The 9,862-nt window shown below is 67.0% G+C and carries 9 protein-coding genes and 2 tRNA genes; 3 read left to right on the top strand and 8 right to left on the bottom strand.

Annotated features, from left to right (window positions below; all coding sequences use genetic code 11):
* Positions 1–315: 315 nt before the first annotated feature.
* Together leuD and leuC are read right to left on the bottom strand one after the other, a co-directional pair.
* Positions 316–912 (bottom strand): 3-isopropylmalate dehydratase small subunit, encoded by a 597-nt coding sequence (leuD, locus tag A5704_RS11350; RefSeq protein WP_067758349.1) that lies wholly within the window; start codon positions 910–912, stop codon positions 316–318.
* Positions 913–936: 24 nt separating this feature from the next.
* Entirely contained in the window at positions 937–2,352 is a 1,416-nt protein-coding gene (leuC, locus tag A5704_RS11345) for a 3-isopropylmalate dehydratase large subunit (RefSeq protein ID WP_067889053.1), read from the bottom strand.
* A gap of 86 nt (positions 2,353–2,438) precedes the next feature.
* On the opposite strand from leuC, the gene A5704_RS11340 reads away from it, so the two are divergent.
* A complete protein-coding gene (locus A5704_RS11340) occupies positions 2,439–3,140 on the top strand; it encodes an IclR family transcriptional regulator (RefSeq protein WP_067758343.1) in 702 nt (233 codons plus the stop codon).
* A gap of 156 nt (positions 3,141–3,296) precedes the next feature.
* A complete protein-coding gene (locus A5704_RS11335; RefSeq protein ID WP_067783874.1) occupies positions 3,297–3,809 on the top strand; it encodes a pyridoxamine 5'-phosphate oxidase family protein in 513 nt (170 codons plus the stop codon).
* Between the two features lie 5 nt (positions 3,810–3,814).
* On the opposite strand, the gene A5704_RS11330 is transcribed toward A5704_RS11335, so the two are convergent.
* The 4 genes from A5704_RS11330 to A5704_RS11315 all read right to left on the bottom strand — a co-directional run bounded on the left by A5704_RS11330 (position 3,815) and on the right by A5704_RS11315 (position 6,442).
* A tRNA-Glu gene (locus tag A5704_RS11330) sits at positions 3,815–3,887 on the bottom strand.
* A 72-nt stretch (positions 3,888–3,959) separates the two neighbouring features.
* Positions 3,960–4,031: transfer RNA gene (locus A5704_RS11325), tRNA-Gln, on the bottom strand.
* A gap of 147 nt (positions 4,032–4,178) precedes the next feature.
* Complete coding sequence (gltX, locus tag A5704_RS11320) at positions 4,179–5,648, bottom strand: glutamate--tRNA ligase (RefSeq protein ID WP_082950392.1); 1,470 nt, start codon at positions 5,646–5,648, stop codon at positions 4,179–4,181.
* Complete coding sequence (locus A5704_RS11315; RefSeq protein ID WP_067758337.1) at positions 5,645–6,442, bottom strand: fumarylacetoacetate hydrolase family protein; 798 nt, start codon at positions 6,440–6,442, stop codon at positions 5,645–5,647. Before A5704_RS11315 ends, gltX begins: the two co-directional genes overlap by 4 nt.
* A gap of 94 nt (positions 6,443–6,536) precedes the next feature.
* On the opposite strand from A5704_RS11315, the gene A5704_RS11310 reads away from it, so the two are divergent.
* Positions 6,537–7,841 carry an MFS transporter gene (locus tag A5704_RS11310; RefSeq protein ID WP_067889050.1) on the top strand — a complete coding sequence of 435 codons (1,305 nt, stop codon included), beginning with the start codon at positions 6,537–6,539 and terminating at the stop codon, positions 7,839–7,841.
* Here A5704_RS11310 and A5704_RS11305 read toward each other — a convergent pair.
* Positions 7,741–8,751 (bottom strand): 3-isopropylmalate dehydrogenase, encoded by a 1,011-nt coding sequence (locus A5704_RS11305; RefSeq protein ID WP_067889047.1) that lies wholly within the window; start codon positions 8,749–8,751, stop codon positions 7,741–7,743. The two genes, A5704_RS11310 and A5704_RS11305, sit on opposite strands and share 101 nt — an antisense overlap.
* Positions 8,752–8,788: 37 nt before the next feature.
* Positions 8,789–9,862: NAD(P)-dependent oxidoreductase (locus A5704_RS11300; RefSeq protein WP_067889044.1), on the bottom strand; the 1,074-nt coding region annotated here is incomplete at its 5' end.

Below are 9,862 nucleotides of genomic sequence, written 5' to 3'. Positions count from 1 at the left end.
GCGGCAACCGGATTGCGAAAACTTCCGATTGTCCGACCCTGAAATTGCGCGTGGCTCTTGGAAATTTGCTGGGTGAGGGTTTACCGTGTGCACTAGTCGGTTCAAACAGAGGACCACTAGCGTCGGAGGGATTGGATGAATAAGGCAGAGCTCATTGATGTGCTCACCCAGCAAATTTCCAAGAGCCACGCGCAATTTCAGGGTCGGACAATCGGAAGTTTTCGCAATCCGGTTGCCGCCCTTGACCGGTGGGGGACTGGAATTCCGCCCGAATTAGTTAGGTGAGCGAGAAGAAATTTCGCTCGTCACGACCGCTCAGGAGGCAGGCAGGGTGCGCGGTTTCCACTTCGGATACGCGGCCTCGTATGACTCGATTTTGTCGAGTTTCCGCAGCGTAAGGGCTATATCGTCAAGCCCCTCGAGAAGCCGCCAGGCGGTGTGGTCGTCAATCTTGAACGGCAACACCGTCGTTCCCGCGGTGATATTTCGATCTTGAAGATTGGCAGTGATTTCCAGCCCCGGACTCTGCTCAATGAGCTTCCAAAGGAGTTCCACGCCGTCTTGCGAAACCTCGGCCGCCAGGAGCCCCGCCTTGCCGGCGTTGCCCCGGAAGATGTCACCGAATCGAGACGAGATGACCACCCGGAACCCGTAGTCCATGAGGGCCCACACCGCATGCTCGCGCGACGAGCCGGTCCCGAAATCGGGTCCAGCGACCAGGACCGACCCCCGGTCAAAGGGGCTGAGGTTGAGGACGAATGAGGGATCCGAGCGCCAGCTGGCGAACAGTCCGTCCTCGAAACCGGTTCGGGTGACCCGCTTCAAATACACCGCCGGAATGATCTGATCGGTGTCCACATTGGACCGCCGCAACGGCACACCGATGCCGGTGTGCGTGTGAAATGCTTCCATGCTCTTGCCTTCTTCTCGAATGGATCAGTTCAAATCGGCCGGGGCGGACAACGTGCCGCGAACCGCCGTCGCGGCGGCGACGGCCGGAGACACCAGGTGCGTGCGGCCGCCTTTCCCCTGCCGCCCTTCGAAGTTGCGGTTGGACGTCGCCGCGCACCGCTCTCCCGGCGACAGCTGGTCCGGGTTCATCCCCAGGCACATCGAGCAGCCCGCCTGGCGCCATTCGGCGCCCGCGGCGGTGAAAACGTCGCCCAGCCCTTCGGCTTCGGCCTGCGCGCGCACCCGCATCGACCCGGGCACCACGAGCATCCGCACCCCCGGTGCCAGCTTGCGACCGCGCAGCACGTCGGCGACCACGCGCAGGTCTTCGATGCGACCGTTGGTACAGGAGCCCACGAACACGGTGTCGACGGCGATATCGCGCATCGGGGTGCCGGGGCGAAGGTCCATGTAAGCCAACGCCTTCTCGGCGGCCTGCCGCTCGGCGTCGCCGGTCATCAGCTCCGGGTCGGGCACGGCCGCGGACAGCGGTACGCCCTGCCCCGGATTGGTTCCCCAGGTCACGAACGGGCTCAACGTTGTTGCGTCGAGGTGGACCTCGGTGTCGAAGACGGCGCCGGGGTCGGTGTGCAGCTGCTGCCAATAGCGCATCGCCGCCTCCCATTGCTCGCCCTGCGGCGCGTGCGGCTTGTCGCGCAGGAATTCGAAGGTGGTGGCATCCGGTGCCACCATGCCCGCACGGGCGCCGGCCTCGATGCTCATGTTGCAGATCGTCATCCTGGCTTCCATCGACAGCGATTCGATGGCGCTGCCGCGGTATTCGATGACGTGGCCCTGCCCGCCGCCGGTGCCGATCTTGGCGATCAGCGCGAGAATGATGTCCTTGGCCGTCACACCGGCGGGCAATTCGCCGTCGACATTTACCGCCATGGTCTTGAATGGCCGCAGCGGCAACGTCTGGGTCGCCAGCACATGCTCGACCTCCGACGTGCCGATGCCCATCGCCAGCGCGCCGAATGCGCCGTGCGTCGATGTGTGACTATCCCCACAGACAACGGTCATTCCGGGTTGCGTGAGCCCCAATTGCGGCCCGACGACATGCACGATGCCCTGTTCGATATTGCCCATCGGGTAAAGGCGGACGCCGAATTCGGCGCAGTTTCGGCGCAACGTCTCGACCTGAGTGCGCGACACCGGGTCGGCGATCGGCTTGTCGATGTCGACCGTGGGCACGTTGTGATCCTCGGTGGCCAGCGTCAGATCGGGGCGCCGCACCGGACGGCCCGCCAGGCGCAAACCGTCGAAGGCCTGCGGGCTGGTGACCTCGTGCACCAGATGCAGATCGATGTAGATCAGGTCGGGCGCGTCAGCGGCCCCTTTGTCCACAACGTGGTCCTCCCAGACCTTTTCGGCCAGGGTGCGCGGCTTGTCGGATCCCATCTGAAAACTCGCCTCTATTCCTGGTGCGCGGCTCGCCGATCCACCACGGGCTGTGATCTCAGAATGCGAGACGCTAGTATCTTCTTGTGAGACAGCATAGCGGCATCGGCGTCCTCGACAAAGCCGTGAGTGTCCTGCACACGATCGCCCAATCCCCGTGCGGACTGGCCGAACTGTGCGAACGGACCGGATTACCCAGGGCCACCGCGTATCGGCTGGCCGCCGCGCTCGAAATCCATCGCCTGCTGGGCCGCGACGACGAAGGGCGCTGGCTACTGGGCCCGGCCATCACCGAGCTCGCCGCTCACGTCAACGATCCGCTGCTGGCCGCCAGCGCGGGCGTGCTGCCCCTGCTGCGTGAGACCACGGGCGAGAGCGTGCAGCTGTACCGCCGCGAAGGCACGACGCGGGTCTGTGTGGCCGCCCTGGAACCCGCTGCGGGCCTTCGCGATACCGTGCCGGTCGGGGCTCGACTGCCGATGACCGCGGGCTCGGGCGCCAAGGTGCTGCTGGCCCACAGCGACGCGGCGACGCAAAAGGCGGTGCTGCCGACGGCGAAGTTCACCGAGCGCACGCTCGCCGAAGTGCGGCGGCGCGGCTGGGCGCAGAGCGTGGCCGAGCGAGAGCCCGGCGTCGCGAGCGTGTCGGTTCCCGTGCGCGATGGCCGGGGCGCCGTCATCGCCGCCATCTCCGTGTCGGGACCCGTCGACCGGATCGGCCGCCGTCCCGGCGCGCGCTGGGCCGCCGACCTGTTGTCCGCGGCCGACGCGCTCACCCGCCGGCTGTAGGGCCGCCAAGTCGGGTGTGCATCGATGGCGTTGCGAGTGCAACTATGGCGGCGAAGTCGCCAAAATCCCGCCGCACACGCACACCCGACGCCATCAGCGCACACTGAACGCCACCAGCGCACGCTCGACCGGACGTCGCCTGACAGACTGACCGCCATGGGAACCAATCAGCGCGCGAGCATCGTCATGTCGGAAGACGAAATCGCCGACTTCGTCGTCAAGAGCCGCACCGGAACGCTGGCCACCGTCGGCCCCGACGGCCAGCCGCATCTGACCGCAATGTGGTACGCCGTCGTGGACGGAGAAATCTGGCTGGAAACCAAGGCCAAGTCGCAGAAGGCGGTCAACCTCAAACGGGATCCGCGGGTGAGCTTCCTGATCGAGGACGGCGACACCTACGACACACTGCGTGGGGTCTCATTCGAGGGCGTCGCGGAGATCGTCGACGATCCCGACGTGTCGCACCGCGTCGGGGTCAGCGTGTTCGAGCGCTACACCGGGCCCTACACCGACGAGATGAAGCCCTTCGTGGAGCAGATGATGAACAAGCGCGTCTGCGTGCGCATCGTCGCTCAGCGCGCGCGGTCATGGGATCACCGCAAACTCGGCCTGCCGGCCATGCCGGTGGGTGGGTCCACGGCACCAGCCGTGTTGGGAACCGGTCAATAGTTTTGTAGCCCCGATGGGATTCGAACCCACGCTACCGCCGTGAGAGGGCGGCGTCCTAGGCCGCTAGACGACGGGGCCAGACACGATCCGAGGTGTCAGCATAGCTCACACGTCAAAGGCCACCTAATCGCTTGAGGTGGCGAGATTTTGCTGGGGTACCAGGACTCGAACCTAGAATGGCTGAACCAGAATCAGCTGTGTTGCCAATTACACCATACCCCATTGGCTGCCTAAAACCGCTGGTCAGCGGTCACTCTGAGCGATAACGCGCCGCTCCGGGGACCGCCGCTGCCAGCCGTTGTCGGCCTTTGCGAACCGCAGTGCAGACTACCAAAGACTCGGCACACAATCCGCACGCGATGTCTTCGCCTAGCCGCCGACCGTTTCGCGTGCGGCGCGTAACCGCTGCAGGCTGCGCTCACGGCCCAGCAGCTCCAGCGATTCGAACAACGGCGGGCTCACGGTCGTTCCGGTGGCCGCAACCCTGATCGGACCGAAGGCCTTGCGCGGTTTGAGGCCCAAATCCTCGATGAGGGTCGCCTTGAGCGCGGGCTCGATCTGGGCTGTCGTCCACTCCGACAGGCCGTCCAGCGCGGCCAGCGCCGCGTCTAGCACGGCGACCGCCTCCGGGCCGAGCTCCTTGGCGGCGGCCTTGGGATCGATGCCGTACTCGTCGTCGTTGAGGAACTTCAGCAGCTCCCACGCGTCGGCGAGCACCACGATGCGCGTCTGCACCAGGTCGGCGGCGGTGGCGAACGCCGGATCGTCCAACCCGAGGCGGTGGCCGTGCACGTCGAAGTAGTCGCGCAGCCGGCCCACGAAGTCGGCCGGCTCGAGCATCCGGATGTGCTCGGCGTTGAGCGCGTCGGCCTTTTTCTGGTCGAACCGCGCGGGGTTGGAGTTGACGTCGACGACGTCGAACGCGGCCACCATCTCGTCGAGACTGAACAGGTCGTGGTCGTCGGCGATGGCCCAGCCCAGCAGCGCCAGATAATTGAGCAGCCCCTCCGGGATGAAGCCCCGGTCGCGGTGCGCGAACAGGTTCGACTGCGGGTCGCGCTTGGACAGTTTCTTGGTCCCCTCCCCCAACACCGTTGGCAGGTGGGCGAACTCCGGGACGCGCTCGGCGACGCCGATCCGAATCAGCGACTGATAGAGCGCCAGCTGGCGTGGGGTGGACGGCAGCAAGTCCTCGCCCCGCAGCACATGGGTGATCCTCATCAGCGCGTCGTCGCACGGGTTGACCAAGGTGTACAACGGATCTCCGTTGGCGCGGGTCAGCGCGAAGTCGGGCACGCTGCCGGCGGCGAAGTTCGTGGGCCCGCGCACCAGGTCGTTCCAACCGAGGTCTTGGTCGGGCATCCGCAGCCGCACCACCGGCTTGCGCCCCTCGGCGAGGAACGCGGCCCGCTGGGCGTCGGTGAGTTGCCGGTCGAAGTTGTCGTATCCCAGTTTCGGGTTGCGGCCCGCCGCGATGTGGCGCGCCTCAACCTCTTCCGGGGTCGAGAACGCGTAGTAGGCCTCGCCCGCTTCGAGTAGCTTGGCCACCACGTCGCGGTAGATCTCCTTGCGCTGCGATTGGCGGTACGGGCCGTAGGGCCCGCCGACCTCGGGCCCCTCGTCCCAGTCCAAGCCGAGCCAACGCAGCGCGTCCAGCAGCGCCAAATAGCTTTCCTCGCTGTCGCGTTCGGCGTCGGTGTCCTCGATCCGGAACACGAACGTGCCACCCGTGTGCCGGGCGTAGGCCCAGTTGAACAGCGCGGTGCGGACCATTCCGACGTGCGGCGTGCCGGTGGGCGAGGGGCAGAACCGGACCCGGACTTTCGCTTCCGCCGTCACGACTTGCCCTTACGGACCACGGGATTGGACAGGGTGCCGATGCCCTCGATGGTGATCGACACCGTGTCGCCGTCCTCGATCGGGCCGACCCCGGCCGGCGTTCCGGTGAGGATCAGGTCGCCGGGCAGCAGGGTCATCACGGCCGAAATCCATTCGACGATGGCGCCGACGTCATGGATCATCAGCGAGGTGCGGCTGTGTTGCTTCACTTCGCCGTTGACCTCGGTTCGGATTTCGAGATCCGCCGGGTCGACATCGGTGACGATCCACGGTCCCACCGGGCAGAAGGTGTCGTGTCCCTTCGCCCGCGTCCACTGGCCGTCGGCCTTCTGTTGATCGCGGGCCGAGACGTCGTTGCCGACGGTGTAGCCCAGGATGCTGTCGGCCGCCTCGGCGGCCGTGACGTCCTTGCAGGGCCGGCCGATGACCACGGCCAGCTCGCCCTCGAAATGCACGGGTGATGCGTTGGCCGGCAACCGAATCGGCACATTCGGGCCGACGATCGCCGTGTTGGGCTTGAGGAAGATGATCGGATCTTGCGCGGCCGGACCGGTGAGCTCGGTCATCTCCGCGATGTGATCGGTGTAGTTCTTGCCGATGCAAACCACCTTGCTGGCCAGTATCGGGGCCAGCAGCCGCACGTCGGGCAGCGGCCACGAGCGGCCGGTGAAGTTCGGCGTGCCAAACGGATGCTCGGCGATCTCGCGGGCAATCATCGCGGCGGGATCGGTGAGTTCGCCCTCGATGCTGACGAAGGCGACACCGTCGGGGCTGGCGATTCGACCAAGGCGCATTTCGTTGAGCCTACTAATGAGCGGTTGCCTCATCGCAATGGCAGCAGGCACACGAGTATTACCAGCGGTTTTGCCGCGTATGCAAGCATGGGGGATGCAGACCGGGACGGCCGCGACGCGGGACCTGGGCGCGGGCGCGCGCTGGTCCATCATGGTCGTATCGCTGGTGGCCACCGCGAGCTCCTTCCTCTTCATCAATGGCGTCGCGTTCCTGATCCCGTCGCTGCAATCGGCGCGGGGAATCCCGCTCGACGAAGCCGGTCTGTTGTCCTCGATGCCCAGTTGGGGCATGGTCGTCACGCTGGTGCTGTGGGGTTACGTCCTGGACCGGGTGGGCGAGCGTCTGGTGATGGCCGCGGGTTCGGCGCTCACCGCCGTGGCGGCCTACGCCGCGGCCTCGGCGCATTCGATGGTGCTCATGGCGGTCTATTTGTTTCTCGGCGGCATGGCGGCCGCGAGCTGCAACACCGCCGGCGGGCGGCTGGTGTCGGCGTGGTTTCCGCCGCACCAACGCGGCCTCGCGATGGGCTTCCGCCAAACCGCGCAACCCCTCGGAATCGCCTTGGGAGCGCTGGTCATTCCCGAGCTGGCCGAGCACGGGCCAAGTACGGGGCTCAGGTTCACGGCGTTGGCGTGCGCCCTGGGAGCGGCAGCCAGCGCGGTCGGCATCATCGACCCGCCGCGCAAGCCGCGGGAGAAAGCCACCGACACCGAACTCGCCAGCCCCTACCGAGGGTCGTTGACGCTGTGGCGAATTCACACGGTCGCCGGTCTGATGATGGTGCCGCAGACGGTGACCGTCACGTTCATGCTGGTGTGGCTGATCAAGAATCTGAACTGGTCGGTCGCGGCCGCCGGCAGTCTGGTCACCCTCTCGCAGCTGCTGGGCGCCGTCGGCCGCGTCTTGGTGGGCCGCTGGTCCGACCGGATCGGTTCGCGAATGCGCCCGGTGCGCCTCATCGCGGGCGCGGCCGCCGTCACGCTGTTGCTGTTGGCCTGGGCCGATTTCCTGAATTCGAGCTATCAGGCGCCGCTGATGGTGGCCATCTCGGTGATCGCCGTGCTCGACAACGGGCTGGAGGCCACGGCCATCACCGAATTCGCCGGTCCGTTCTGGAGCGGGCGCGCCCTGGGCATCCAGAACACCACCCAGCGGGTGATGGCCGCCGCGGCGCCACCGCTATTCGGCGCCTTGATCACCGCCGCGAAATATCCGAATGCGTGGATGTTGTGCGGACTGTTCCCAATGATCGCGGTGCCCCTGGTTCCCGCGCGCCTGCTCCCGCCCGGCCTGGAAACTACAGCGCGGAAGCAATCCGTTCGCCGACTTCGGCGGTGGCGAGCCGTTCGCTCCCACGCGCTGCCAGGTAGGCCTCGACGGCCCGATCCACCCGGCTAGCGGCATCGTCCTCGCCGATATGGGCGAGCAGCAACGCCACCGACATGATCGCCGCGGTCGGGTCGGCGATGCCCTGGCCCGCGATGTCCGGCGCGCTGCCGTGCACCGGCTCGAACATCGACGGGTTCGTCCGCGTGGCGTCGATATTCCCGCTGGCGGCCAACCCAATTCCGCCACACACCGCCGCCGCCAAGTCGGTGATGATGTCGCCGAACAGGTTGTCGGTGACGATCACGTCGAAGCGCCCTGGGTCGGTCACCATGAAGATGGTGGCGGCGTCGACGTGTTGGTACGCGACTTCGACGTCGGGGTACTGCTCCCCGACCTCGGCCACGATGCGCGCCCACAGCTTGCCGGCGAACGTCAGCACGTTGGTCTTGTGCACCAGCGTCAGGTGCTTGCGCCGCCGCTGCGCGCGCTCGAATGCGTCGGCCACCACGCGGCGCACGCCGAAGGCGGTGTTCAGGCTCACCTCGGTGGCAACCTCGTTGGGCGTGCCGGTGCGGATGGCGCCGCCGGTGCCCGTGTAGGGACCCTCAGTCCCCTCACGCACGACCACGAAATCGATGTCGGGGTTTCCGGCGAGCGGGCTTGCCACACCGGGATACAGCCGGCCCGGGCGCAGGTTGACGTGATGATCGAGCTCAAACCGCAGGCGCAGCAACAGACCCCGCTCCAGCACGCCGCTGGGCACCGACGGATCGCCGATCGCGCCGAGCAGGATGGCGTCGTGCTGGCGCAGTTCGGCGAGCACCGATTCCGGCAAGAGCTCACCGCTGGCGTGAAAACGCCGGGCGCCCAAGTCGTATTCGGTCTTCTGGACACCGGGCAGCACCGCGTCGAGCACCTTGAGGGCCTCGGCCGTCACTTCCGGCCCGATACCGTCGCCGCCGATGACCGCCAACTTCATTGCGCCGCTCCTCGTTCTGCATCGTCGACGGCGCGCTTCACGACAGATCAACCACCTCAAGCTTGTTGGCGCCCACCGCCGAACCGATCTCCGATCGCACCTCGCTCGGCACGTCCCGGTCCAGCCGCAACAGGATCGTCGCGCCCGGGCCCTCGGCGTCCTCGGACAGCTGCGCGGCCTGGATGTTCACACCGGCCGAGCCGAGCAGGGTGCCGATCTTGCCCAGCGCCCCGGGTTGGTCGACGTAGTTGATCACCAGGTTGGTGCCGCGAGCGCGCAAATCGAAGTTGCGGCCGTTGATCTGGACGATCTTCTCCACCAACTGCGGCCCGGACAGCGTGCCGGCCACGTTGACGGCGCTGCCGTCGGCGGCGACCGCGCGCACGTCGACGACGCTGCGGTGGTTCGGGCTCTCCGAGGCCGTGGTGAGCTCCGCGGTGACGCCGCGCTCGTCGGCCAGCGCCGGTGCGTTGACGAACGTGACCGGCCCCTCGACCACCGCCGAGAACAGTCCGCGCAGAGCCGAAAGCTTCAGCACCTCAACGTCTTCGGAGGCCAGCTCGCCGCGCACTTGCACCGACACCGAAACCGGCGGCCCGGCGGACAACGAGGCGGCCAGCACGCCGAGCTTGCGCACCAGGTCCAGCCAGGGCGCCACCTCTTCGTTGACCACGCCGCCGCCGACGTTGACGGCGTCGGGAACGAATTCCCCGGCCAGCGCCAGTTTCACGCTTTCGGCTACGTCGGTGCCCGCCCGGTCCTGGGCCTCGGAAGTGGATGCGCCGAGGTGCGGGGTGACCACCACCTGCGGCAGCTCGAACAGCGGGCTGTCGGTGCACGGCTCTTTGGCGTAGACGTCGAGACCGGCCGCCCGGACGTGGCCGCTGCTCACCGCCTCGGCCAGCGCGGCCTCGTCGATCAGGCCGCCGCGGGCGGCGTTGACGATGATGACGCCCGGCTTGGTCTTGGCGAGCGCTTCCTTACCGATGAGGCCCGCCGTCTCGGGCGTCTTCGGCAGGTGCACCGAGATGAAGTCTGCGCGGCCCAGCAGGTCGTCGAGGGGCAGCAGTTCGATGCCCAGCTGCGCAGCCCGCGCCGGCGAGACGTAGGG

It is taken from the genome of Mycobacterium sp. E735 (genome assembly GCF_001666955.1).
GTDB lineage: Bacteria > Actinomycetota > Actinomycetes > Mycobacteriales > Mycobacteriaceae > Mycobacterium.
The sequence above is the reverse complement of the archived record's forward strand: the minus strand, read 5'-3'. Positions and strand labels throughout refer to the sequence as shown.